This window comes from Sinorhizobium chiapasense, assembly GCF_045277575.1.
GTDB classification, from domain to species: Bacteria; Pseudomonadota; Alphaproteobacteria; order Rhizobiales; family Rhizobiaceae; genus Ensifer; species Ensifer chiapasense_A.
This window is the reverse complement of sequence record NZ_CP144205.1, coordinates 3,520,573-3,546,336: the sequence shown is the minus strand read 5'-3', so window position 1 is coordinate 3,546,336 and position 25,764 is coordinate 3,520,573. Positions and strand designations below refer to the sequence as shown.

Genomic DNA, 25,764 nt, shown 5'->3' with positions numbered 1-25,764 from the left:
TCCGGATCATCGGGATCTCGACTCCACAATTGTTTCCGGCTGATTCACGTGAAACATGCCGGCGCCATGAAACACGAAGCGTGGCAGCACCTTGATATTTCAACGGCGTTTCGGCATAAGCTCCCCCGACCCGTTGAGATACAGTCTTCATTCTGCGTGAGCATGCTCCGCGAAGCGAAACGATCCGGTCCCGAACTTCGACGATCCCCATTGTTTCGACCAGCGAAGCGCATAACGGCTTTCGCGGTCTTTCAGGTGAGCCAATGACAGCGATGCACACGATATATGCGCTTTCCAGCGGAGCCCTGCCCGCCGGCGTCGCGGTCGTGCGTGTCAGCGGCCAGCACACCGCGGCGGTCCTGCAGGCGTTGTGCGGTGACGTGCCGCTTCCGCGAACAGCGACACTCAAATCGATTCGGACCCGCAACGGTCTTGTGATCGATAGCGGCCTTGTCCTCTATTTTCGCGGACCTGCTTCCTTCACCGGCGAGGATTGCGCCGAATTTCACATCCATGGTGGCCGCGCTGCGGTGAACGCCCTGCTCGAAGCGCTCTCCCAGTTCGAGGGGCTGCGCCACGCGGAAGCGGGCGAGTTTTCACGGCGCGCCTTCCAGAACGGCAAGCTGGATCTGGTGGAAGTCGAGGGGCTCGCCGACCTGATCGTTGCCGAGACCGAAATGCAGCGCCGGCTGGCGATTGAACATTCGGGTGGTGGGCAATCGAAGGTTTACGCGGCCTGGGCAAAACGCCTCACGCATGCGCGGGCGATGATCGAGGCCGAACTCGATTTTGCCGACGAGGACGACGTGCCGGGTTCGGTGAGCGAACGCATCTGGCAGGACATGGCGATGCTGGCACGGGAGATCGCCGCCCACATCGCCGATGCGCCGATCGCCGAGATCATCCGGGACGGGTTGAAGATCGTCATCGCCGGCGAGCCGAATGCCGGCAAGTCGAGTTTGCTCAATGCACTGGCGCAGCGGGATATCGCCATCGTCACGGAAATCGCCGGGACGACACGCGACGTACTCTCGGTTGACCTTTCATTAGCCGGATTCTCCGTCAAACTCTACGACACCGCCGGATTGCGTGAAACCGACGAACGTGTCGAGCAAGAGGGTATCCGTCGGGCACGCGAAGTGATCGAGCGAGCAGATCTGATCCTCCTCCTGTCGGAGTCCGCCGGCGGTTTTGAATCTTTGTCCGAAATTGCCACTGACGGCACGCCCGTCCTGCGGGTGGCAACAAAGATCGATCAACGAGACCAGCGGTGGTCTCCCGATGCGGCGGACGTTTTCATCTCGACCAGGACGGGTGAAGGCATGGATCGCCTATTGGATGCGATCGCCAGCCATCTGCCCGACCTCAGTGGCCGGACCGCACTCGCTTTGCCGTCGCGTCGCCGCCATGTCGATAGCCTGCGTCAAGCGCTTCGGGCAATCGAAGCGAGTTTGGCGGGGGAGCGTTATGGTCTCGACATCCGAGCTGAGCAGCTTCGTCTCGCAGGCGATGCCATTGGGCGGATTACCGGCCGGGTGGATGTCGAGAACCTTTTGGATGTGATATTTTCCGAATTCTGTATTGGAAAATAGCCTGTGGAAACAACGATACAACGTTTGCGCGTCCTTCGTTGTGTTTCACGTGAAACGATTCGTGCCGGCGCGAAGCGGTGCTGGCTTGGAGATATGAGCAATGATCCAGTATGACGTCATCGTCATTGGCGGCGGCCATGCGGGCTGCGAAGCGGCAGCCGCGGCAGCGCGTCTCGGCGCCAATACGGCACTGATTACCCATAAGGCGTCAACCATTGGCGTGATGTCCTGCAACCCGGCGATCGGTGGATTGGGTAAGGGGCATCTGGTGCGCGAGATCGACGCGATGGATGGCCTGATGGGCCGCGTCGCCGATGCTGGCGGCATTCAGTTTCGCCTCCTCAACCGGCGCAAGGGGCCTGCTGTTCGAGGTCCGCGCACCCAGGCTGACCGGCGCCTCTATCGCGAAGCCATGCAACGCGAGATCGCCGCCATCGCCAATCTGACGGTTATCGAGGGCGATGCCTTTGACCTCGTTGAGACTGACGGAAAGGTCAGCGGCGTCGTGATGAAGGACGGGCGGTCGTTTATATCAAAGTCCGTGGTCCTGACGACTGGCACTTTCCTGAAGGGTCTGATCCACATCGGCGATCAGAAGATCCCTGCCGGCCGTGTTGGTGAAGAACCATCGGTTGGTCTTTCCGGGACGCTGTTGCGCTACGGTCTGAAGCTCGGCCGCTTGAAGACCGGTACGCCGGCACGCCTCGATGGACGCACGATCGACTGGGATCGTGTCGGGCGGCAAGGGCCGGACGAGGATCCCGTGCCCTTCTCCTTCATGACCGACCACATTCTGAACCGTCAGATTGATTGCGGTGTGACGCGCACGACGGAGGCAACGCACAAGATCATTGCCGACAACATCGGCAAGTCGGCCATGTATTCGGGCCAGATCGAAGGTGTCGGCCCGCGCTATTGTCCGTCGATCGAGGACAAGATCGTGCGCTTTGGCGAACGCGACGGTCATCAGATCTTCCTGGAGCCGGAAGGCCTCGACGATGACACCATCTATCCGAATGGGATTTCGACGTCGCTGCCCGCCGATATCCAAGAGGCGTTCATTCGAACAATCCCCGGCTTGGAGAATGTGACGATCCTGCAGCCCGGCTATGCCATCGAATATGACCATGTGGATCCGCGCGAGTTGAACGCAACTTTGGCGGTGCGCAAGATGCCCGGCCTGTTCCTGGCGGGGCAGATCAACGGGACGACCGGTTACGAGGAAGCTGCCGCGCAAGGATTGGTCGCGGGTTTGAATGCGGCTTTGCTTGCGACCGGACGACCGGAGGTGATCTTCAGCCGCACCAATTCCTATATCGGCGTCATGATCGACGATCTGACGTCGCGCGGCATCACTGAGCCCTACCGCATGTTCACGTCTCGCGCGGAGTATCGTTTGTCGCTCCGTGCCGACAATGCCGATGCCCGTCTGACACCATTGGCGATGGAGCTCGGCTGCATCTCCGACGGGCGCCGTGATCGTTTTGTCGATTGGCGCGCTCAGTTCGATGACGGCCGGCAGCTATTGAAGAGCCTTTCGGTGACCCCGGCGGAGGGCAATCGCCATGGCCTCAGGCTGAACCAGGATGGCCAGCGGCGCACTGCCTTTGAGATCCTCTCCTATCCGGAGCAGTCAATCGCTGCCCTGCTGCCGATCTGGCCCGAGCTGTCGTCGATTGGCCCGCGGGTAGTCGAAGCGCTGGAGATTGACGCGGCCTACGCGGTCTATATGGACCGCCAGGCGGCGGACATAGCCGGCATTCGTCGTGAGGAAAATCTGGTCATTCCCGACGGCTTTGACTTTGACAAACTGTCGGGCTTGTCCAATGAACTGAAGCAGAAGCTGAAGCAGCAGGCACCGCGAAATCTGGCACAGGTGATGAAGGTGGACGGCATGACCCCGGCCGCGGCGTCGCTGATTCTTGCCTGGTTGAAGCGTCAGAGCGGAACTGTAGAACGCGAAGAAAAGGCAAGTGCACAATGAAAACGAGTCCCGTCGATGTGTTGAACGGACTGCGTGTTTCACGTGAAACGAATGAACGACTGGAGCATTTTGCCCGCCTCTTTCAGAAATGGGCGAAGTCGATCAATCTCGTGGCGCCCTCCACCATCGAGGATCTGTGGCGCCGTCATATCGTCGACAGTCTGCAGCTTGCGCAACTGTCGCCCAAGCCAAAGACCTGGGTCGATCTCGGTAGCGGGGGCGGCTTCCCGGGTGTCATTACGGCGATCTATCTCGCGGAGTTCGCCGACGGCTGGGTGCATCTCGTCGAAAGCAACAACAAGAAGGCCGCATTCTTGCGGGTCGCATTGGCGGAAACGGGTGCGCGCGGCTCCGTTCATCCGATTCGAATCGAAGAAGCCGGAAGGGTGATTCCGCAGGCCGACGCAGTTTCGGCGCGCGCATTGGCCGATTTGACGCTGTTGCTCGACTATTCGGCGCCGTGGTTGCTGGCCGAGGAGCGCAAAACGGTCGCCTACTTCCACAAAGGGCGGGATTACCAGCGCGAAATCGACAAAGCCATTGGCCGCTATCAATTCGATCTGGTAAAACATCCAAGCGTCGTCGAGCCGGATTCTGTTGTGCTCGAGATCGCAAATCTGTCACGCAAGGTTCAGTGATCGGCGAGCGGAAATATGTTTGGCGCAAGAAATCGGATCATCACAATCGCAAATCAGAAGGGTGGAGTCGGTAAAACGACGACCGCCATTAATCTGGCTACCGCTTTGGCGGCGATCGGCGAGCGCGTCCTCATCGTCGATCTTGATCCGCAGGGCAATGCCAGCACCGGTTTGGGTATTCAGCGGCGGGATCGAAACCTCTCGTCCTACGAGCTGATGATGGGATCGCATGGGATTGGCGAGATTGCGCAGCAAACCGCCGTTCCGAACCTTTCGATCGTGCCGTCGACGATGGATCTTCTCGGCGTCGAGATGGAGATTTCGCAGGAGGCGGATCGGGTTTTCCGGCTGCGCAGAGCTTTGGTTAGCCCGGCGGCGATGGAATATTCCTATGTGCTCGTCGACTGCCCGCCGTCGTTCAATCTGCTGACGATGAATGCCATGGCGGCCGCGCATTCCGTGCTGGTGCCGCTGCAGTGCGAGTTCTTCGCATTGGAAGGTCTCAGCCAATTGCTGGAAACCGTGGACCAGGTTCGCCGATCGGTAAACCCGTCACTGGATATCCAGGGCATCGTGCTGACGATGTTCGACTCGCGCAACAACCTCGCCCAACAGGTCGTTAGCGATGTCCGCACCCATCTTGGCGACAAGGTCTATCACACGCTCATCCCGCGCAATGTTCGCGTTTCGGAGGCGCCGTCCTATGGCAAGCCTGCAATCCTCTACGATCTGAAGTGTGCCGGAAGCCAGGCCTATCTGCAGTTGGCATCGGAAGTGATTCAGCGCGAGCGCCAGCGCAAGGCGGCATAATCATTTCGGTAGCGTAATCTAAATCGGGTGACAATATGAACGACGATAGCTCGAAGAGACGGCTTGGTCGCGGACTGGCAGCGTTGATCGGTGAGATGGATCAGCCGCTGCAGACTGGCGCCGCAGCCCCTGCCCCGGTCAATCCGGACCGGCGGGTGCCGATTGAGTTTGTGTCGCGCAACCCCCGCAATCCGCGCCGGCAGTTTGATGAAGCCGAACTCCAGGATCTCGCCAATTCTATCCGCCAGCACGGCATCGTTCAGCCCGTTGTCGCCCGCACCATTGGTGTCGACCGCTACGAAATCATCGCCGGCGAACGCCGCTGGCGCGCCGCACAGTTAGCCGGATTCACCGAGATTCCGGTGATCATTCGCGACGTCGATGATCGTACGGCACTTGAGATCGCTATCGTCGAAAACGTTCAGCGCTCGGACCTCAACCCGCTTGATGAGGCGCTTGGGTATGAGCAGCTGATTGCCGAGCATGGTTATACGCAGAACGATCTCGGCGAAATCATCGGCAAGAGCCGCAGCCACGTCGCCAACAGCCTGCGGCTGCTGAAACTGCCGGAACCGGTACGCGACATGCTGTCGGAGGGTACGCTTTCCGCGGGTCATGCACGGGCGCTCATTCCCACGTCGGATCCGGCGACGCTGGCCCGGACGATTGTCGCCAAGGGGCTTTCAGTGCGCGATGCCGAGCGCATGGCTCAAAACGATATCCGCGCCCAGAACGATCCGAATTTCGGCAAGACAGCGCGCCGCGACGAAAAGGATGCGGATACGCTGGCGTTGGAACGTACCCTGTCGGACAGCCTTGGCCTCGAAGTGACCGTCAACCACAAGGCGTCTGGTGGCCATCTCCGCATCGCCTATAAGACGCTCGATCAGCTCGAGGAAATTTGCCGCCTGCTTGAGCGCCGGTGAGGGCTTCAAGCGGCATGCGAAAGCCGCGCCTCGTGTGCAAGGCGCGGCTTAATCTATTGATTCACTTAATCTTTCTGTCTTACTTGGTTCCGTCGGGAGCATCCGTGGGGACGCGGAGGCATCCGTGCGAGGCATAATTGCCGGCTAGGAAAGTGACGGAAGCAAGCGGCGTCAGGGCTGGGTCCCCTTTGCGTCAACCGCATCAGCGCCGTGCGGATTGCACGGCGATCGCCATGAGATTCTGCAAGACCAGGCTTTCTTCCAGGCTGGCGCGGCTGCGACTTTGAAAGATCGTCGTCTGAAGACGATTGAGTTCACGGCGTATCGCCGGCGCCGTCCATTGCTTCAAGGCGGCTTCGACGATCGGCTTGCGCCGGAAATGTAGACCGCGGCCGAGCGTGGCAATCACCTGCCCCGCCTGCTGGCGACTGGCATCCATTTCGGCGCGCATCACGTCGAGCTGCTGGAACTGTCTTAGGCAGGCCTGCAGCACCAGAAACGCCGGTGTTTTCGACGTGGTGATCTTCTGCATCGCGTGCAGCAGGCCGTCGAGATCGCCCTTCAGGACCGCGTCGACCGCGTCGTCAACGGAAATGGCGCTGGCGTCGCCGACGATGTCGAGAACGTCCTCCTCGTCGACAGCCGTCTTGCCGCGGCAATAAAGGGCGAGCTTGCGCAGTTCGTTGCGTGACGCCAGGCGGTCGCCGCCAAGTGCCTCCAGCAGGCGCGCGCGGGCGGCAGGCGTGATTCCCAGCTTTTCGTCGCCAAGTTCCTTGTCGATCAAGGCCTGCAGGCCGCGAATGTCGTCGCTGTAACAGGCGATGCAGGCGACAGAGCGGGCCGTCTCGCCGATCTTGCGGAGTGCGGCCCCCTTCTTCAGGTCACCGGCCTCGACGATCACGTAACTTCCGGACGGCGGTTCGGCGGCCAGAAGCTGCATCGCGTCGACGAGCGACTTCTCGTTGGCCGCGCCCCGTACCCAGATGAGCTTGTCACCACCGAAGAGGCCGATGGAATTGACCTCATCGAGCAGCCGGCCCGGCGATTGCGTCAGCTCGCTGACATCGAGTTTCAGGACGGAAAAGGGATCATCCAGCGGCACGCCGCAGCGCGCGGCGAGCGCGGACGCGCGCTCGGAGACGAGCCCGCGGTCGGGCCCGTAGAGAATGAACAGCCGGTAGACCCCGGCGGACTTCTGGAGGAAGGAGTCGAATTCGTGTGACTTGACTTCGCTCATCCCGACACCGACTAGCGGCTGAGGGCCGCGGCGATATCAGCCCGGATCAGCTCGGCCAGTTCCTTTGCTGCGCGGTTTTCGCCGTCGCGGACGGCGCGCAACTTGGCAAATTCCTGGACCGGGAAGTCGACGAGCGCGACCGCCGTACGATTACCGGACTTGATCGTCTCGCCCGTGCCGATCTTCGTCAGGTTGTAGTCCGCCTTGACGACGATGCGGCCGGCGCTGGCCCGGTCCACTCGGTCCTTGTCCTGATCATAGAGCACGCCCATGGCGCGGGTCGTGACCTCAAGTGCCAGGTGATACTGCGGGTTTACCGGTTCGCCCTGCCCGCCTGCCACAAGGAAGATCAGGTCGTTGCGGACTTCCTGTTCGACGCGGTCGTCGGCATCGGAGATCTCGATGGCCGCCAATGCCGTCGACGTACCGACAGGATCGGAATAGAGCGGCCTGACCTGGCAGCCAGCGAGCGCGGTCAGCAAAAGAACACCTGCCAGCACCGGGATCGACCGGATGCGGGAGTCAGCTCTATCAGACAACGACATTGACGATCCTCTGGGGCACGACGATGATTTTCTTGGGGCTGCTGCCGTTGAGCGCAGTCTTGACGGCATCAAGCGCCAGGACGGCGCTTTCGATCGCACTCTGATCCGCATCGCGGGCGATTGTCAAATCGGCGCGCTTCTTGCCGTTGATCTGCACCGGAAGGGTGATTTCGTTCTCGACAACCAGCGCCGGGCTGAAAGCCGGCCAGCCGCGTTCCGCAATCAGCCCCTCGCCGCCGATTTCGCGCCAGCATTCCTCGGCGAGATGCGGCGTCATTGGTGCGATCAGGTTGATCAGGATCGTCGTGGCGTCCTTCACGGCGCCGGCGAGTGCCGCATCCGCCTTGCCGGCGGCAACCTGGGTCAGCGGCGCGGCAAGCGTGTTCACCAGTTCATAGATCCGCGCCACGGCCTTGTTGAAGGCGAGTTTGTCATAATCCGCCTCAACGGCGCGCAGCGTCTTGTGAGCGGCCTGCGAAACCGCAAGGGCTTCGCCTTCAGATGCCGGCGCTGCTTCGGTCTCGCGCAGCTTTTCGGCCGACTCGCTTATCAAACGCCACACGCGTTGGACGAAGCGATGCGATCCTTCGACACCGGCCTCGGACCAGATGACGTCCCGATCCGGGGGCGAATCGGAGAGAACGAAGAAGCGGGCCGTATCGGCGCCGTAGGAAGCGATGATGTCGTCGGGATCGACGACATTCTTCTTCGACTTCGACATCTTCTCGATCGAGCCGATGGCGATTTCCTCGCCGGTCTCAAGCAGCACGGCGCGGCGGCGTCCGTCGATCTCTTCGATGCGGATCTCAGCCGGCGTAACCCATTCGCGCTGGGCGCCATCGCCACGGCTATAGGTTTCGTGCACGACCATGCCCTGGGTGAACAGACCCTTGAACGGCTCATCGATGGCGACATGGCCGGTCGCCTTCATCGCGCGGGTGAAGAAGCGCGAGTAGAGCAGGTGGAGGATCGCGTGTTCAATGCCGCCGATATACTGATCGACCGGCAGCCAGTGGTTGGCAACCTTTGGGTCGGTCGGATTGTCTTCCCAGGGTGCGGTGAAGCGCGTGAAATACCAGGACGAGTCGACGAAAGTGTCCATCGTGTCCGTCTCGCGCCGGGCATCCTTGCCGCAATGCGGGCAGGCGACGTGGCGCCAGGTCGGGTGACGGTCGAGCGGATTGCCCGGCTTGTCGAAGGTGACGTCCGGCGGCAGCACGACAGGCAGATCGGCTTTCGGAACCGGCACGACGCCACAGTCGTCGCAATGGATGACCGGGATCGGGCAGCCCCAATAGCGCTGGCGCGAAATGCCCCAGTCGCGCAGGCGGAAGTTCACCTTGCGCTCGGCGCGCGGCGTGCCGTTGAACGTTTCCTTTTCCAGCTTCGAAGCGACCGTCTCGAAGGCTTCCTCCGTCGACAGGCCGTCGAGGAAGCGCGAGTTGATCATCACGCCGTCGCCGATATAGGCCTCGTCGCCGATCGCAAAGGTCGCGGCATCGCCGTCCTTCGGCATGACGACCGGGACGACCGGCAGGCCGTATTTGCGGGCGAAATCGAGGTCGCGCTGGTCGCCGGAGGGGCAGCCGAAGATGGCACCCGTGCCGTAGTCCATCAGCACGAAGTTGGCGACATAGACCGGCAGCTCCCAGCTCGGATCGAGCGGGTGCTTGGCGCGAATGCCGGTATCGATGCCCTTCTTTTCGGCCGTTTCCAGCGCGGCAAGCGACGTGCCGGCGCGGCGGCATTCCTCGCAGAAGGCCTCGACTTCCGGATTGGTGGCTGCCACCTGCCTGGCCAGCGGATGGTCGGCAGCGATCGCCAGGAAGGAGGCGCCGAAGAGCGTGTCCGGACGAGTGGTGTAGACGGTGAGTTCGGTCGCGTCACCAGCGGTACCGTTCACGAGTTCCCAGCGCAGCGACAGGCCTTCTGAACGGCCGATCCAGTTCTTCTGCATCAGGCGCACCTTCTCGGGCCACTGATCCAGCGTGTCTAGCGCGTCGAGCAGTTCCTGGCTGAAGTCAGTGATGCGGAAGAACCATTGCGTCAGTTCGCGCTGTTCGACCAGGGCGCCCGACCGCCAGCCACGGCCGTCGATCACCTGCTCGTTGGCAAGCACGGTGTTGTCGACCGGGTCCCAGTTGACCTTCGACTGCTTGCGGTAGACGAGGCCCTTCTCCAGGAAGTCCAGGAACAGGTGCTGCTGGCGCTGGTAGTAGGCGGGGTCGCAGGTCGCGAATTCGCGGTTCCAGTCGAGCGACAGGCCCATGACCTTGAGCTGCGCCTTCATCGAGGCGATGTTCTGGTAGGTCCAGCTTGCCGGATGCACGCCACGCTCCATGGCGGCGTTTTCGGCCGGCATGCCGAAGGCGTCCCAGCCCATCGGATGCAGCACGTTGAAGCCGCGGGCGCGCTTGTAGCGCGCCACCACGTCACCCATCGTGTAGTTGCGCACGTGGCCCATATGGATGCGGCCAGACGGATAGGGGAACATCTCGAGCACGTAATACTTTTCGCGCGGATCGTCGTTCTCGGTCTGGAAGACCTCGTTCTTTTCCCATTCCTGCTGCCAACGGGGCTCGGCATCACGCGGATTGTATCGTTCGCTAGACATGTCTTTTCGATGTTCCGGAAGTTCTGCGGCGCATAGGCGCGCGCCTCATGATAGTTGGGGTGACCTTCACCACGAAACCGCCTGACGGTCAAGTTTTTGAAGGGTTTGCCGCGACACTTTGGCGGATTTGAGCCTGCCGGTGTGGTCACGGCCTTGGCAAGTCGGTCAAGTTTGCCTAAGCCGCTTCGTCAGTGGTTTGATGGTTCCTTGTCGGAGAACAGGTCGATGGAAGTCCAAGAGCGGTTGCAGGATGTCGTGAGCCGGATTCATGCGGCGGAGAAGTCTGCCGATCGCGCCAAGGGCGCCGTTACGCTGGTCGCGGTTTCCAAGACCTTCGACGCCGATGCCATCCGGCCGGTGATCGTGGCGGGCCAGCGGGTCTTTGGCGAAAACCGGGTGCAGGAAGCGCAGGGCAAGTGGCCGGAGCTGAAGGCCGAGACACCAGGCCTCGAACTCCACCTGATCGGCCCGCTGCAATCGAACAAGGCGGCCGAAGCCGTGGCCCTGTTCGACGTCATCGAGACCGTCGACCGCGAGAAGATTGCTCGTGCGCTTGCGGCAGAGATGCAGAAGCAGGGTCGGAACCTCAGTTTTTACATACAGGTCAACACCGGGCTCGAGCCGCAGAAGGCCGGCATCGCACCGGAAGAGACGGTCGCCTTCGTCGATCTCTGCCGCCGGGAGCTGGGCCTTCAGATCGAGGGGCTGATGTGCATTCCGCCGGTCGAGGAAAATCCCGGCCCGCATTTTGCGCTGCTTGCCAAGCTCGCCGCAGCCTGCAAGCTCGACAAGCTGTCGATGGGCATGTCCGGCGATTTCGAGACGGCCATCCAGTTCGGCGCCACCAGCGTTCGCGTCGGTTCGGCCATTTTCGGCGCGCGCTGACGACAGCGCGTCGAACGTTCCATCTCGTTGTTCTTGCACAATTCCGGACGCGAAACCCCGTCAGCTTTCGCTGGAATTGCTCGAGCGCGACGCATACCGCTTTCGTCGGGGTTCCCCTGCCCACTCATTAGCCTATCCTTGTGCACGAGGAGGCCGGACATGTCCGGCAACATGCATAGGGAGGAACGGAAATGGCGAGTCGCTATTCCGAAGTGTACGCCGCCTGGAAGGCGGATCCGCAGGGTTTCTGGTCTGGTGCCGCCGACGCCATCGATTGGTTCGAACGTCCGCAACGGACCTTTGATGCCGAGCGTGGCACCTATGGGCACTGGTATGCCGATGGCCTGACGAATACCTGCTACAACTGTCTCGACCGTCATGTCGAAGCAGGGCGCGGAGAGCAGATTGCCTTTATCTATGACAGCCCGGTCACCGGTCGGGTCGAGCGCATTTCCTATGCGGCACTGCTTGCCGACGTGAAGGCGCTGGCCGCCGTCTATCGGAAGCTCGGCGTTGGCAAGGGCGACCGTATCATCATCTATATGCCGATGATCCCGCAGGCGGCGGTTGCCATGCTTGCTGCCGCCCGGATTGGCGCCGTCCATTCCGTGGTCTTCGGCGGTTTTGCCGCCAACGAACTGGCGGTGCGTATCGACGATTGCCAGGCGAAGCTCGTGGTTTCCGCAAGCTGCGGCATCGAACCCGGCCGGACCGTCGCCTATAAGCCGCTGCTTGATGCGGCGCTGGAGATCGCCACCCACAAGCCGGCGCATTGCCTCGTCTTCCAGCGCGAAATGGCGGAAGCCGCGATGACGGAGGGACGCGACATCGATTTCGCTGCGGCACTGGCGTCGGCGAAGCAGGCGGGCGAAGAGGTCGGATGCACGCCCGTTGTCTCCACCGATCCGCTTTATGTGCTCTACACATCAGGCACGACCGGCCAGCCCAAGGGCGTGGTGCGCGACAATGGCGGCCATATGGTCGCGCTCAAATGGTCGATGGAGAATTTCTTCGGCGTGCAGCCGGGCGAAGTGTTCTGGGCCGCCTCCGACATCGGCTGGGTCGTCGGCCACTCCTATATCGTCTATGGGCCGCTCCTGAACGGCAGCACCTCGATCCTCTTCGAAGGCAAGCCGGTCGGAACGCCCGATCCCGGAACCTATTGGCGGATTATTGCCGAGCACGGCGTCGTGGTGATGTTCACGGCGCCGACGGCACTGCGGGCGATCCGCAAGGAGGATCCCGACGCTTCCCATGTCGGCCGCTATGACCTGTCGCGGTTCCGTGCGCTGTTCCTTGCCGGAGAGCGGGCGGACCCTGACACGATCCGCTGGGCCGAGAAGGCGCTGGGCGTGCCCGTCATCGACCACTGGTGGCAGACGGAGACTGGGTGGCCCGTGGCCGGCAATCCTATGGGCCTCGGCCTGTTGCCGGTCAAATACGGTTCGCCGTCCGTTCCGCTGCCGGGATATGACGTCCAGATCCTCGACGATGCCGGGCATCCGGTCGACCCGGGGACGCTCGGCAACGTCGTCGTGAAACTGCCGCTGCCGCCCGGCTGCCTGCCGACGCTCTGGAATGCCGACCATCGCTTCCGCGCGGCCTATCTCGACGAGTTTCCCGGCTACTACAAGACCGCTGACGCCGGTTACCTCGACGACGACGGCTATATTTTCATCATGGCGCGCACCGACGACATCATCAATGTTGCCGGTCATCGCCTCTCGACCGGGGCTATGGAGGAAGTCTGCGCCAGCCATCCCGATGTCGCCGAATGCGCCGTCATCGGCATCGCAGACGATCTGAAAGGCCAGGTGCCGGCGGGCTTTCTGGTGATCAACTCCAATGTTTCCCGTGAAACGTCGGAGATCGAACGCGAAGTGATCAGCCTCGTGCGCGAGCGTATCGGGCCGGTGGCGGCTTTCCGGCTGGCGATCTGTGTCAAGCGGCTGCCGAAGACGCGCTCGGGCAAGATCCTGCGGGCAACGATCCAGAAGATCGCCGATCGGCAACCCTGGAAAATGCCGGCGACAATCGACGATCCGCTTATCCTCGACGAGATCACCGTGGCCTTGCATGGCCGGGGGATCGGTATCTAGAGGCTTTCTGAGCCGGCTTATGATGTGAGCGCCGCGGCGCTCGCATCAAGACCTGGCAACCATCGCGAACCAGTCGCTGAAGGCCGACACCGCCTTTGAGCGTGCCGTCTTGGTGATGAGAAAATAGCTTTCGTTTTCGAGCGTGGCGATACCGGAGAGGATCACGAGGTCGCCGCTCTCGATTTCGCGCCGGAAGACCTCGACCGGGCAAAGTGCCACGCCATGGCCGGCGATGACGGCCGTGGCGAGAAGGTTGAAGTCCTGGAAGATGGGACCCCGCAGAGTTTGCCCCACTACCACCCCTGCCTTGGCGAACCAATCGCGCCAGCGTGAGGTTGTCTCGTCATGCAGCAGATCGGCGGAAGTGATCGCCGGCGCCGTCCTCAGATCCCCTTTTCGTTCGATGTAGCGTGGGCTGGCAACCGGCCGGTTGATTCGTGAAAACAGCCGGTCTGAGCGCGTCCCTTCGCTTGTGTCGGCGCCGAGGGTAATGAGGATATCGCAGCCGGTTTCGCGCAATTGCTGCTCCGCCATGGCGTAGACGACCTTGACGTCGACCTCCGGGTGATCGCGGAGAAACTCTCCGAGTGCCGGTATCAGCCAGCGAGTGGCGATCGAAGGAATACAGGCGACGCTCACTTGCGCCTTGGCATTCAGCCGCAGCAACTCCGTTTCCGCGGCGATGCGCTCGAAGGCCGATGTCAGCGTTGCTGCCAGGCTCTCGGCTTCCGCCGCCAGCCGCACACCACGCTTCTCCCGCACGAAGAGCGGCCGGCCGAACCACTCCTCCAGCAGGCGGATCTGGTGGCTGACGGCCGCATGGGTCACGTGCAGTTCGTCCCCTGCGCGGGAGAAACTTGCCAAACGCGCCGCGGCTTCGAAGGCGCGCAGCATGCCAAGTGGCGGCAATGTCATCTGTAAGATTTCCTCATCTATTCCGTGAGGAATCGTCGTTTGATCGGCTGCCGATGTCAACGGATACTGGTTTCATCGCGGGAATGAGCGGGAAGCTTGCCCGGAAACATTAGAAATCTTGACAGATGGAGAGGCCCATGTTCGTGCGCAGCCTGCAGCAGGTCGAAGCAACCGATCATTTCGTCGAATGGGGCAGCGGTACCAGCCACCGCCTGCTTACCGAGAAGGATGGCATGGGATTCACCGTATGCCACACGGTCGTGCGCGCTGGCACCGTCTCGCTGCTCGAGTACCGCAACCATCTGGAGGCGTGCTACTGCATCGCCGGCCACGGTGAGGTCGAGGACATGCAGGGCAAGGTCTTCCCGATCAACAAGGGCGACATCTACGTGCTGGACCAGCACGACAAGCACTATCTCCGCGGTGGCAAGGACGAGGATCTGATCCTCGTCAGCATCTTTAATCCGCCGCTCAAAGGGACCGAGCGCCACAACCTCAACGATCCGTCTGGTTCGGCTTACTGAACACTTTATTGGGCAAAGGCCAACAAAAAAGCCCGGATCGTCGATCCGGGCTTTTCTGGTCGAACTGGACGGCGATCAGAACTGATCGTCGTCGTCCTCGTCCTTGCGGTCCGACTTCAGCGACTTGAGCTTGGCGAAGACGGCATCGGCATCGATTTCCTTCTCCTCTTCGCGCTCGTAGCTGAAGCCGAGCTTTTCGGTTTCCTGAGCCGATTCCAGCGTCTGGCCGAGTTCGGCAGCCGTCGGCAGCGGACGGCCCTTGGACGCGCGTTCGACTTCCAGGTCGAGGTCGATCTGCGAGCACAGGCCGAGGGTCACCGGATCCATCGGCGTCAGGTTGGCGGAGTTCCAGTGGGTGCGCTCGCGGATCTGCTCGATCGTCGACTTGGTCGTGCCGACGAGGCGCGAAATCTGCGCATCCTTCAACTCGGGATGGTTGCGTACGAGCCAGAGAATGGCGTTGGGGCGATCCTGGCGCTTGGAGACCGGCGTGTAGCGCGGACCCTTACGCTTGGAATCGGGAACGCGGACCTTCGGCTCCGAAAGCTTCAGCTTGTGGTTGGGGTTTCCTTCTGCGCGCGCGATCTCGTCACGCGAAAGCTGGCCGGTGGCAATCGGGTCGAGGCCCTTGATGCCCTGCGCGGATTCACCGTCGGCGATCGCCTTCACTTCAAGCGGGTGCAGCTTGCAAAACTGCGCGATCTGGTCGAAGGACAGCGCGGTATTGTCAACGAGCCAGACGGCTGTTGCCTTGGGCATAAGCAGTTGCTGAGCCATGGATATAGTCCTTTTGTCCGTCCGCGCCGGTGTCGCGGGCCGTGGAGTCTACCACTGATTTCCGGGAAATGTGGGCCTCTATACCGTCCTTGTCTCAAAATTGCAATTCTTCAGTTCCAAATGTCCTTTTGTCTAATTGCGGCGGGGATTTGACCTGCTATGAATGTGCGCGAAGCGAGCGCCCCGGGGAGGGGTCGCCCGGCATCGAAATGCGCAGGGAGGAAAAAATGTCCGCCAAGATCTATCCGGTGTTGAAGTCTGCCAAGAGCCGGACGCTGCTCGACAACGCCACTTACCTGAAGTGGTACGAGGAGAGTGTTTCGGACCCGGCAAAGTTCTGGGGCAAACACGGCAAACGGATCGATTGGTTCAAGCCCTATACCAAGGTCAAGAACACCTCCTTCAAGGGCAAGGTTTCGATCAAGTGGTACGAAGACGGCCTGACCAACGTCTCCTACAACTGTATCGACCGCCACCTGAAGACGCATGGCGAGAAGACCGCGATCATCTGGGAAGGCGACAATCCCTATATCGACAAGAAGATCACCTACAACCAGCTCTACGAGCAGGTTTGTCGCCTCGCCAACGTGCTGAAGAAGCACGGCGTCAAGAAGGGCGACCGCGTCACCATCTATATGCCGATGATCCCGGAAGCGGCCTATGCGATGCTCGCCTGCGCCCGCATCGGGGCGATCCATTCCGTCGTCTTTGGCGGTTTCTCGCCGGACGCGCTTGCCGGCCGTATCGTCGACTGCGAATCCACCTTCGTCATCACCTGCGACGAGGGCGTGCGCGGCGGCAAGCCGGTGCCGCTCAAGGAAAACACCGACACGGCGATCGATATCGCGGCCAAGCAGCATGTCATCGTCAACAAGGTGCTGGTGGTCCGCCGCACCGGCGGCAAGACCGCCTGGGCACCTGGCCGCGACCTCTGGTATCACCAGGAAATCGCGACCGTGAAGCCGCATTGCGAGCCGGCGAAGATGAAGGCGGAAGATCCGCTGTTCATCCTCTATACCTCGGGCTCGACCGGCAAGCCGAAGGGCGTGCTGCACACGACCGGCGGTTACCTCGTCTACGCATCGATGACGCATGAATATGTCTTCGACTACCGTGACGGTGATATCTACTGGTGCACGGCCGACGTCGGCTGGGTCACCGGCCACTCCTATATCGTCTATGGTCCGCTCGCGAATGCGGCGACGACCGTGATGTTTGAAGGTGTTCCGAATTTCCCGGATGCCGGACGCTTCTGGGAAGTGGTCGACAAGCACAAGGTCAATATCTTTTACACGGCGCCGACGGCGATCCGCTCGCTGATGGGGGCTGGCGACGAGTTCGTCAAGCGCTCGTCGCGCTCGTCGCTGCGCCTGCTCGGCTCGGTCGGTGAGCCCATCAACCCGGAAGCCTGGGAGTGGTACTACAACGTCGTTGGCGAGCAGAAGTCGCCGATCGTCGATACCTGGTGGCAGACGGAGACCGGCGGCATTCTGATCACGCCGCTGCCGGGCGCGACCGACCTCAAGCCCGGTTCCGCCACCCGGCCGTTCTTCGGTGTGCAGCCGCAGCTCGTCGACAATGAGGGCAACGTGCTCGAGGGCCCTGCCGACGGTAACCTCTGCATCATTGATAGCTGGCCGGGGCAGATGCGCACGATCTATGGCGATCACGCGCGTTTCGGCCAGACCTACTTCGCCACCTACAAGGGCAAGTATTTTACCGGTGACGGCTGCCGTCGCGATGAGGACGGCTATTACTGGATCACCGGTCGTGTCGACGACGTTCTCAATGTCTCGGGCCACCGTCTCGGCACGGCTGAAGTCGAATCCGCGCTGGTGTCGCATCACCTGGTCTCGGAAGCCGCCGTCGTCGGCTACCCGCATCCGATCAAGGGCCAGGGCATCTACTGCTATGTCTCGCTGATGGCCGGCGAAGTCGGCAATGATGATCTTCGCGCAGCTCTGGTGAAGCACGTTCGTTCGGAAATCGGACCGATCGCCACGCCTGACAAGATCCAGTTTGCGCCCGGCCTGCCGAAGACCCGCTCGGGCAAGATCATGCGGCGCATCCTGCGCAAGATCGCCGAAGACGATTTCGGAACGCTCGGCGATACGTCAACGCTCGCCGATCCGGCTGTCGTCGACGATCTGATCGCCAACCGCCAGAACAGGGCCTGAATTTTTCGGCCGCTGCGTATCCCATTGGGATGGGCAGCGGCCGTTTCGATCGAAACAAATAAGCTTCGGAAGGGAAGTGCGGGTCGCGACGTGCCTGTTTTGCGCCCGTTGCGACTTTATGAGCCGGATTCAGATCGCGGCTAAGGGGCTGACAGCTTGCAGTCTCAGATTCAGAAATCGATCGCCCGACCCTTGATCTCCCAGTCGCCGTAGCGGGCAGGATCTTCACCGCCGCGCCCGCCGATTTCCGGCGGCAGTTCCGTCTTGATCTCCGCCCGACGTCGCTCTTCGGCTTCCTTCAGCGCGCGTATGGCTGCAGGCGGCAGTGGTCGCCTCGGACGATCGGGAGCATTGTCATTGTCGTTCTGCATCTGAACGGTATCCGGATTCGAGCATCAATATTGAAGAATGGGGCATTTGCACCCATCATATAGGATGCCGTTCCCAGTACGGGAACCCTGATTCACGTGAAACATCGACGATCCGGAGACTTTGATGAACCTTGTCCGCACCGCCATGCTGCTTGCAGTCATGACCGCCCTGTTCATGGCGGTAGGCCTCGCCATCGGTGGACGTGGCGGCATGATGATCGCCTTCGTCATCGCTGCGGGCATGAACTTCTTCTCCTACTGGAACTCCGACAAGATGGTGCTGCGCATGTATCGCGCCCAGGAAGTCGATGAACGCAGCGCACCGGAATATTACGGCATCGTCCGTGACCTTGCCAGAAATGCCGGCCTGCCGATGCCGCGCGTCTATGTCATCGACAGCCCGCAGCCGAATGCGTTCGCCACCGGTCGCAACCCGGAAAATGCCGCGGTAGCCGCCTCGACCGGCCTGCTGCATGCGCTGAGCTATGATGAGGTCGCGGGCGTGATGGCGCATGAACTGGCACACGTCCAAAATCGTGACACCCTCACGATGACGCTGACGGCGACGCTTGCGGGTGCGATCTCGATGCTCGGCAACTTTGCCTTCTTCTTTAGTGGCAACCGCGAAAACAACAACTCGTTGGGTTTCATTGGCACGCTGGTCGCCATGATCGTGGCACCGCTGGCGGCGATGCTGGTGCAGATGGCGATCAGCCGTACCCGTGAATACTCGGCAGACCGGCGCGGCGCCGAGATCTGTGGCAAGCCCCTGGCGCTGGCCTCCGCGCTGGAGAAGATCGCCGGTGCTGCCCATCGGATTCACAATGACGACGCCGAGCGCAATCCGGCGACGGCGCATATGTTCATCATCAATCCGCTCTCCGGCGAGCGCATGGACAATCTGTTCTCGACCCATCCGAACACGGAAAACCGGATTGCGGCTCTTCAGCAGATGGCCCAGGAAATGTCTTCGGTCTCGACGCCGCCGGTTCGTGCTGATAATCCCGTGCGCAAATCGCGCTCTGTGCCTTCTACCGGTTGGGGTCGCGGTGGTTCCGAACCGCCCAAAGGTCCCTGGTCCTGATGTCCGCAGAAAATAAAAACGATTCACGTCCGAAACGATCACATCGAAACGGCGCCGCGGCGAAATCGAAGAAGCCCGCCGCGCCGCGCGGCCCGGAAAAACCGGGTCTCAGAGCGCGCCAGGCCGCCGCAAAAATTCTGGCCGCGGTCATCGACCGCAAGACTTCGCTCGACGGGATGCTCGACAGCGAGCACGGCAATCCGGCCTACCGCGAGCTCAACGAGGCCGACCGCGCTCTGGTTCGGGCAATCCTGAACTCCGCACTTCGCCATCTGCCACGCATCCAGGCCGCAATCGGTTCGCTGCTGCAGACGCCTTTGCCGGAGGGCGCACGCGCGCTCGAGCACGTGCTTGCCGTGGCGGCAGCGCAGATCCTCTATCTCGATGTGCCTGACCATTCCGCCGTCGACCTCGCCGTCGAGCAGGCGCAGGCGGATCCGCGCAATCGGCGTTTTGCCAATCTCGTGAATGCGGTCCTTCGGCGCCTGTCGCGTGAGAAGGATGCCATTCTCGAAAGCATGCGGCATGTGCCTGCGATGCCGGAATGGTTCTTCGAGCGCCTGGTCGCCCGCTATGGCGCTGGACCAGCCCAGCAGATCGCCGAAGCGCAGCTCACACCGGCGGCAATCGATCTATCGGTCAAAGCGGAACCGGCAAGCTGGGCCGAGCGTCTTGGTGGCACCGTCTTGCCGACGGGCTCGGTTCGTCTCGGCGCATTCTCCGGCGCCATTCCTTCCTTAGCCGGATTCGAAGAGGGCGCCTGGTGGGTTCAGGACGCTGCCGCATCGATACCGGCGCGGCTGTTCGGCGACCTCAGCGGCAAGCGGGTCGTCGATCTCTGTGCCGCACCGGGCGGCAAGACCGCTCAGCTCATCCTCGCCGGGGCTGAAGTGACGGCGCTTGATCAGTCCGGCAGCCGCTTGCGCCGGCTGAAGGGCAATCTGAAGCGGCTCGGCCTGGAGGCGGAGACGAAAGAAGTCAACATGGCTGACTTCCAGCCGGAAACGCTGTTCGATGCGGCCCTGCTCGACGCCCCCTGCTCTTCCACCGGTACGACGCGTCGTCACCCCGACGTGCTGTGGACCAAGGGCCCGGAGGATATCGCCAAGCTCGCCGCCTTGCAGGAGCGGTTGCTCCGCCACGCGCTCACCGTGGTCAAGCCCGGCGGCATTGTCGTCTTCTCCAATTGTTCCCTCGATCCGCTCGAAGGCGAAGAGGTCGTCGAACGAGTGGTCGGTTCCGGCGCCGCCTATGAGCGGGTTGCGATCTCGGCTGCGGATTGGCCGGGGCTGGAGGACGCAATCACGCCGCTCGGCGAGATGCGCACCACGCCGGCCATGCTGCCGCTCGATGCGCCCTTTGCCAGTGGGCTCGATGGCTTCTACGCGGCAGTGATTCGCCGCAAATAACACAACTGGCCCGCGCTCAGGGCCCGTCAGAATGGGGCTCAAGGCCCTGTTTTGTCGCGTCATTTGACGCTTTCGCGCCAGAGGCCTATCAAAGGTGGCAAGATTGATAAAAGTTTAACGGTCTCTCTGGCACCATGCGGCGGCTGGCGCGAGACCATCGCCCGTTCAGATGTTTGAGCGGTCGTGCCAGAAATGAGGAAACCGGCGGCGTTGAGGTTGTTTTCCGGCAGGCGGAGGCTTTCTTACCTATATGTGCGTGAAGGCTGGCGCCGCGTGTCGCGCCGGCTGTCGATCGGCCGCGTCTCCACCCTGCGTTTCACCGGCTCGACGCCGAACCGCCTGATCGTCGCGCCGACCGACCTTAGGGCCGTCGATCCCTTTGTCGCCGAGGAAATCCTCGCCGGGCGTTTCCCGCTTGCTGGCCGCGTTCTCGATACGGAAGGCGACTCGCCGTTCGAGATCGATCTTCCGTCGCGCGAGTTTGCGGCGCGTCTCCACTCCTTCGGCTGGCTGAGACATCTGCGTGCGATCCGCGAGGACGCCGGCTACGTGCGCTTGCGCCAGATTGTCGACGACTGGATCGCCACCCATGGCCGCGATCTCGGCGGCCTTGCCTGGGATCCTGATATCATCGCCCAGCGCATCATTGCCTGGCTTTCCCACTCGCCTGTGGTTCTGCGCAACGCGGAACACGGTTTCTATCGCCGTTTCCTGAAGAGCCTCGCGCTTCAGGTGCGTTATCTTCGTCATATCGCTGATACGGTGCGCGACGGCGAGGCGCGGCTTCGGGTGCGGCTTGCGCTTGCCATGGCGTCGGTCGCCATGCCGGCTTCGCCGAGCGCCATTCGCAAAGCCTCGCGCCACCTCGACCTCGAACTCGACCGCCAGATCCTGCCGGATGGCAGCCATTGCTCGCGCAGCCCGCGGGCCGGGCTCGAACTGCTGCTCGATCTGCTGCCGCTCCGGCAGACCTACGTCAATCTCGGCCATGACGTGCCGTCGCGGCTGATCCCCTGCATAGACCGGATGTATCCGGCGCTGCGTTTCTTCCGGCATCAGGGCGGGGAGCTCGCGCTGTTCAATGGCGCGACCTCGGTCCTTGCGCATGAACTGGCCTCGGTGCTGCGTTACGACGAGACGGCAGGTGAACCGTTCCGGTCTCTGCCCCATGCGCATTACGAGCGTTTGGCGATCGAGAACACGGTTGTCATCATGGATACCGGCCGGCCGCTGTCCGTCGATCTTTCGCGTAGCGCCCATGCCGGCTGCCTGTCCTTCGAAATGTCCTCGGGCAAGACTCGCTTCGTCGTCAATTCGGGCGCACCGAAATTTGCCGGCGATCGTTTCAGGCAGATGTCGCGCGCGACCGCCGCGCATTCGACGGTGACCGTCAACGACACGTCCTCGTCACGCTTCTCGCAGTCGCGCTTTCTCGGGCCGATCATGACGACAGGCGTTTCCAAGGTCGCGGTGGCGCGCAAGGACGAGCCGGGTGGGCTGGAGTCGGTGACGGCAAGTCATGACGGTTATCTTGCCGCCTTCGGCCTGGTGCACGAGCGTGATATTGGCGTCCTGAACGGCGGCCGCATGATCCGCGGTCGCGACCGGCTGTCGCGTGCCGACGGCAGTGATCCGGACGAAGGCGATACGGCCACCGCGGTCGCCCGCTTCCATATTCATCCGGCGGTCGGCATCCGCCAGAACAATGCGCGCGAGATCTTTCTGACCGCGCCGGATGGCGAGATCTGGCTCTTTGCCTGCCAGGACGGAGAGCTCGCGGTCGAAGAGGATATCTTCTTTGCCGATCCTTCCGGCATCCGCGCGTCATCGCAACTGACCATAACCTTCGCCGTTGCCCGCCAGCCGGAGATCCAGTGGACCTTCTCGCGCGCGAACTGAGGTGCTTATTTTAGCCCTGCCGTCTCGTGGAGGTTCCTTCGACCGGCAAGCTATGCTAACGGGCAGCCATCCCAACCGCCGGAGCATCCTCCCGGGCGTCCGGCGCCGCCAAAGGAGCATGGTTGATGGCTGTCGCCTCCAAGAAAATCCCCGCCCCGAACGAGGTTACGGTCCGCACCGCCCTCCTCTCCGTCTCCGACAAGACCGGCGTCGTCGATCTGGCGCGTTCCCTTCACGAGAAGGGTATCCGGCTCGTATCGACCGGCGGCACACACAAAGCACTTTCGGAGGCCGGTCTGCCGGTGAGCGACGTTTCCGAACTAACCGGTTTTCCTGAAGTCATGGATGGCCGCGTGAAAACGCTGCATCCGGGCGTGCATGGCGGCCTGCTGGCAATCCGTGACGATGTCGAGCACGTCGCTGCCATGTCGACGCACGGCATTACCGCGATCGACCTCGCGATCATCAACCTCTATCCCTTCGAAGAAGTCCGGGCCCAAGGCGGCGACTACCCGACGACCGTCGAGAATATCGACATCGGCGGCCCGGCGATGATCCGCGCCTCGGCCAAGAACCATGCCTATGTGACGATCGTCACGGATCCGGCCGATTATCCGGTGCTGTTGGACGAGCTTGCTGGCGGCAAGACGACCTATGCGTTCCGCCAGAAGATGGCGGCCAAGGCCTATGCCCGCACTGCGGCTTACGATGCGGCCATCTCCAACTGGTTTGCCGAAGCGCTGGATACGCCGATGCCGCGCCACCGGGTCATCGGTGGCGTGCTCAAGGAAGAAATGCGTTACGGCGAGAACCCGCATCAGAAGGCGGGCTTCTATCTCACCGGCGAGAATCGTCCGGGCGTCGCCACCGCGACGCTGCTGCAGGGCAAGCAGCTTTCCTACAACAACATCAACGATACGGATGCCGCCTTCGAACTCGTCGGCGAATTCCTGCCGGAGAAGGCGCCGGCCTGCGCCATCATCAAGCATGCCAATCCGTGCGGCGTTGCCACCGCGCCGACGCTTGCCGAAGCCTATCGCCGGGCGCTTGCCTGCGATTCCACCTCGGCCTTCGGTGGCATCATCGCGCTCAACCAGGAACTCGATGCGGAAACGGCGGAAGAAATCGTCAAGCTGTTCACCGAAGTGATCATCGCTCCGTCCGTCAGTGACGCGGCCAAGGCCGTGATCGCCCGCAAGCCGAACCTGCGCCTGCTTTCGACCGGCGGCCTGCCGGACCCGCGCATCCCAGGCCTTGCGGCCAAGACCGTCTCGGGCGGCCTGCTGGTGCAGACGCGTGACAACGGCATGGTCGAAGATCTCGAGCTCAAGGTCGTGACCAAGCGGGCACCGACGCCCCAAGAACTCGAGGACATGAAGTTCGCCTTCAAGGTGGCGAAGCACGTCAAGTCGAACGCGATCGTCTATGCGAAGGATGGCCAGACCGCCGGCATCGGCGCCGGCCAGATGAGCCGCGTCGACTCCGCTCGCATCGCGGCAATCAAGGCCGAGGAAGCGGCCAAGGCCCTGGGCCTGGCAACACCGCTCACCAAGGGCTCCGCTGTCGCCTCCGAGGCCTTCCTGCCGTTTGCCGACGGTCTGCTCTCGGCGATCGCCGCGGGTGCGACCGCCGTCATCCAGCCGGGTGGTTCGATGCGCGACGAAGAGGTGATTGCCGCCGCCGACGAACATGGCGTCGCCATGGTCTTCACCGGCATGCGCCACTTCCGTCACTGAGACGACACCGGGATAGGCGTTTGACGCTTGTCCCGGAGTTGCCTGTACAATCAACAGTCAGAGGCCGTCGCGTCCCCAGGACTCGGCGGCCTTCTTGTGCCTGGTGTCGGCTGGATAAGGTGTGCGCAGCAGGATCAGGAAACCGACCACAAGGAAGACGATGAGCGCCATCATGCCGGTGCGGGCCGAGTCGGTGGCAAGCGTGATCGTGGCAACCGCCGCCGGGGCGAGGAATGAGGTGGCGCGGCCGGAGAGCGCATAGAGGCCGAAGTAGCGGCCTGCCTCGTCCGGACTGACGCTGCGGGCGAGATAGGAGCGCGAGGAGGCCTGTACGGGACCGAAGGCGATGCCGACCAGCAGTCCATAGAGGATGTAGGCTTTCTCGGCGGCGGTGCCGAAGAGCGCACCGGAGTCGTCTGTCGGTAGCGGTATCAAGCCAAAGGCGGTGAAGCCGGGGCCGGTCGAGACGATGCCTATCGTCGCAATGATGAGGCAGATGAGGCTGGCGGTGACGATGGCCTTGGAACCGAGCCGGGCGTCGAGCCTGCTTGCATAGAGACAGCCGCCGATGGCGACGACGTTGAGAATGATGCCGTAGATGCCGAGTTCCAGCGTCCGCCAGCCGAACATGGCCGCGGCGAAGGTGCCGCCGAGTGCCAGAAGGCCGTTGACGCCGTCCTGGAAGATCATGCGCGCGATCAGGAAGCGCAGAATGCCAGCTCTTTCCTTGAGTTCGCCGAGCGTGCCTTTGAGCTCTCTGAGGCCGGTCACGGTCGCCTTGCCGAGCGACATGGTCGCCTTGGTCGCATCAGGCGTGAACAGGAACATCGGCAGGATGAAGACGAAATACCAAAGCGCTGAAATCGGTCCGGTGATGCGCGCGTCCTCTCCCGTTGCCGGATCCAGCCCGAACAAGGGATCGATGCCGGCTGCCGTCTTGCCGGTTTCGGGGTTGCCGGCAAGCAATGCGACGACGGCGATCAGCACGATCATGCCGCCGAGATAGCCGAGACCCCAGGCGATGTTGGAGATGCGGCCGACATTCTTCTCGTCGACCAGCCGGGTCATCATCGAATCGTTGAAGACGATCGAGAATTCGGCCGCGACGGTGGCGAGCACCATGAAGGTCGCCGGATAGAGGATCGGCGAACCCGGGGCTGCAAACCAGAGCATGGCCAGCGATGTGATCTTGATGACGGCGAAGAAGGCGATCCAGGGCTTTCGCGGGCCGGTCGCGTCCGCGATGGCGCCAAGCACTGGCGAAAGGACCGCGATGATGATGCCGGAAACGGTCAGCGTATAGCCCCACATCGCCTGGCCGACGGCGTGATCCTCGGTCAGTCGGGAGACGAAATAGGGGCCGAAGATGAAGGTGGTGACGACGGTGAAGAAGGGTTGCGCCGCCCAGTCGAACAGCATCCAGCCGGCGATGCCTGCCCGCGATGTCCGCGGCTGTTCTTCGGTCCTCTCGGCCAAAATCTGCAAGGTCCCCTCCCGAAACGACTGCGCCGCGCGTCCCTGGAACGCGCGGCGCAGCCTATC

General features: G+C 62.2%; 20 protein-coding genes. 13 read left to right on the top strand and 7 right to left on the bottom strand.

All coding sequences use genetic code 11. From position 1 onward, the window contains the following. Window positions 1-263 precede the first annotated feature (263 nt). The 5 genes from mnmE (at window position 264) to QM996_RS16985 (ending at window position 5,950) form a co-directional block, all read left to right on the top strand. Entirely contained in the window at window positions 264-1,592 is a 1,329-nt protein-coding gene (mnmE, locus tag QM996_RS17005) for a tRNA modification GTPase (protein WP_500268449.1), read from the top strand. Between the two features lie 100 nt (window positions 1,593-1,692). Further along, the gene (gene mnmG / locus QM996_RS17000) at window positions 1,693-3,576 is read left to right on the top strand and encodes a tRNA uridine-5-carboxymethylaminomethyl modification enzyme MnmG/GidA (RefSeq protein WP_500268448.1); all 1,884 of its coding nucleotides are present in this window, start codon (window positions 1,693-1,695) and stop codon (window positions 3,574-3,576) included. Next, on the top strand, window positions 3,573-4,214 hold the full coding sequence (gene rsmG, locus QM996_RS16995) for a 16S rRNA (guanine(527)-N(7))-methyltransferase RsmG (RefSeq protein ID WP_500268447.1): 642 nt from the start codon (window positions 3,573-3,575) through the stop codon (window positions 4,212-4,214). The genes mnmG and rsmG overlap by 4 nt, the downstream gene beginning before the upstream one ends. Window positions 4,215-4,229: 15 nt before the next feature. Beyond that, window positions 4,230-5,024 (top strand): ParA family protein, encoded by a 795-nt coding sequence (locus QM996_RS16990; RefSeq protein ID WP_500268446.1) that lies wholly within the window; start codon window positions 4,230-4,232, stop codon window positions 5,022-5,024. 35 nt (window positions 5,025-5,059) lie between these two features. Beyond that, on the top strand, window positions 5,060-5,950 hold the full coding sequence (locus QM996_RS16985; RefSeq protein WP_247959341.1) for a ParB/RepB/Spo0J family partition protein: 891 nt from the start codon (window positions 5,060-5,062) through the stop codon (window positions 5,948-5,950). Between the two features lie 202 nt (window positions 5,951-6,152). On the opposite strand, the gene holA is transcribed toward QM996_RS16985, so the two are convergent. The 3 genes from holA to leuS are packed head-to-tail and all read right to left on the bottom strand — an operon-like array spanning window position 6,153 to window position 10,346. Then, window positions 6,153-7,187, bottom strand: coding sequence for a DNA polymerase III subunit delta (gene holA, locus QM996_RS16980; protein WP_247959342.1), 1,035 nt, complete (start codon window positions 7,185-7,187; stop codon window positions 6,153-6,155). Window positions 7,188-7,198: 11 nt separating this feature from the next. Then, the gene (lptE, locus tag QM996_RS16975; protein ID WP_500268445.1) at window positions 7,199-7,732 is read right to left on the bottom strand and encodes an LPS assembly lipoprotein LptE; all 534 of its coding nucleotides are present in this window, start codon (window positions 7,730-7,732) and stop codon (window positions 7,199-7,201) included. Continuing rightward, window positions 7,719-10,346, bottom strand: coding sequence for a leucine--tRNA ligase (gene leuS, locus QM996_RS16970; RefSeq protein WP_500268444.1), 2,628 nt, complete (start codon window positions 10,344-10,346; stop codon window positions 7,719-7,721). The genes lptE and leuS overlap by 14 nt, the downstream gene beginning before the upstream one ends. 225 nt (window positions 10,347-10,571) lie before the next feature. Here leuS and QM996_RS16965 point away from each other — a divergent pair, with 225 nt between their 5' ends. Together QM996_RS16965 and QM996_RS16960 are read left to right on the top strand one after the other, a co-directional pair. After that, window positions 10,572-11,231 carry a YggS family pyridoxal phosphate enzyme gene (locus tag QM996_RS16965; RefSeq protein ID WP_500268443.1) on the top strand — a complete coding sequence of 220 codons (660 nt, stop codon included), beginning with the start codon at window positions 10,572-10,574 and terminating at the stop codon, window positions 11,229-11,231. A 191-nt stretch (window positions 11,232-11,422) separates the two neighbouring features. After that, the gene (locus QM996_RS16960; protein ID WP_500268442.1) at window positions 11,423-13,330 is read left to right on the top strand and encodes an acyl-CoA synthetase family protein; all 1,908 of its coding nucleotides are present in this window, start codon (window positions 11,423-11,425) and stop codon (window positions 13,328-13,330) included. A 45-nt stretch (window positions 13,331-13,375) separates the two neighbouring features. Here QM996_RS16960 and QM996_RS16955 read toward each other — a convergent pair whose 3' ends face one another. Continuing rightward, complete coding sequence (locus tag QM996_RS16955) at window positions 13,376-14,245, bottom strand: LysR family transcriptional regulator (RefSeq protein WP_500268441.1); 870 nt, start codon at window positions 14,243-14,245, stop codon at window positions 13,376-13,378. Window positions 14,246-14,382: 137 nt separating this feature from the next. On the opposite strand from QM996_RS16955, the gene QM996_RS16950 reads away from it, so the two are divergent. Next, window positions 14,383-14,769, top strand: a complete 387-nt coding sequence (locus tag QM996_RS16950; RefSeq protein WP_500268440.1) for an ectoine synthase — start codon at window positions 14,383-14,385, stop codon at window positions 14,767-14,769. A gap of 75 nt (window positions 14,770-14,844) precedes the next feature. On the opposite strand, the gene QM996_RS16945 is transcribed toward QM996_RS16950, so the two are convergent. Then, complete coding sequence (locus QM996_RS16945) at window positions 14,845-15,546, bottom strand: DUF1013 domain-containing protein (protein WP_500268439.1); 702 nt, start codon at window positions 15,544-15,546, stop codon at window positions 14,845-14,847. A 227-nt stretch (window positions 15,547-15,773) separates the two neighbouring features. Here QM996_RS16945 and acs point away from each other — a divergent pair, with 227 nt between their 5' ends. Continuing rightward, window positions 15,774-17,723 carry an acetate--CoA ligase gene (gene acs / locus QM996_RS16940; protein WP_500268438.1) on the top strand — a complete coding sequence of 650 codons (1,950 nt, stop codon included), beginning with the start codon at window positions 15,774-15,776 and terminating at the stop codon, window positions 17,721-17,723. A 170-nt stretch (window positions 17,724-17,893) separates the two neighbouring features. Here the strand turns inward: acs and QM996_RS16935 are convergent, their stop codons facing one another. Continuing rightward, window positions 17,894-18,094: a DUF1674 domain-containing protein gene (locus QM996_RS16935; RefSeq protein WP_500268437.1), complete on the bottom strand. Its 201-nt coding sequence runs from the start codon at window positions 18,092-18,094 to the stop codon at window positions 17,894-17,896. 124 nt (window positions 18,095-18,218) lie between these two features. Between QM996_RS16935 and htpX the strand changes: the two genes are divergently transcribed. From htpX to purH, 4 genes are all read left to right on the top strand, one after another. Next, window positions 18,219-19,178, top strand: coding sequence for a zinc metalloprotease HtpX (htpX, locus tag QM996_RS16930; protein ID WP_500268436.1), 960 nt, complete (start codon window positions 18,219-18,221; stop codon window positions 19,176-19,178). Then, window positions 19,178-20,587, top strand: coding sequence for an RsmB/NOP family class I SAM-dependent RNA methyltransferase (locus QM996_RS16925; protein WP_500268435.1), 1,410 nt, complete (start codon window positions 19,178-19,180; stop codon window positions 20,585-20,587). Before htpX ends, QM996_RS16925 begins: the two co-directional genes overlap by 1 nt. Window positions 20,588-20,803: 216 nt before the next feature. After that, a complete protein-coding gene (locus QM996_RS16920) occupies window positions 20,804-22,486 on the top strand; it encodes a heparinase II/III family protein (RefSeq protein WP_500270342.1) in 1,683 nt (560 codons plus the stop codon). Window positions 22,487-22,611: 125 nt separating this feature from the next. Further along, window positions 22,612-24,222 carry a bifunctional phosphoribosylaminoimidazolecarboxamide formyltransferase/inosine monophosphate cyclohydrolase gene (gene purH / locus QM996_RS16915; protein WP_500268434.1) on the top strand — a complete coding sequence of 537 codons (1,611 nt, stop codon included), beginning with the start codon at window positions 22,612-22,614 and terminating at the stop codon, window positions 24,220-24,222. A gap of 57 nt (window positions 24,223-24,279) precedes the next feature. Here the strand turns inward: purH and QM996_RS16910 are convergent, their stop codons facing one another. Beyond that, window positions 24,280-25,707 carry an MFS transporter gene (locus QM996_RS16910; protein ID WP_500268433.1) on the bottom strand — a complete coding sequence of 476 codons (1,428 nt, stop codon included), beginning with the start codon at window positions 25,705-25,707 and terminating at the stop codon, window positions 24,280-24,282. Between the last annotated feature and the right edge of the window lie 57 nt (window positions 25,708-25,764).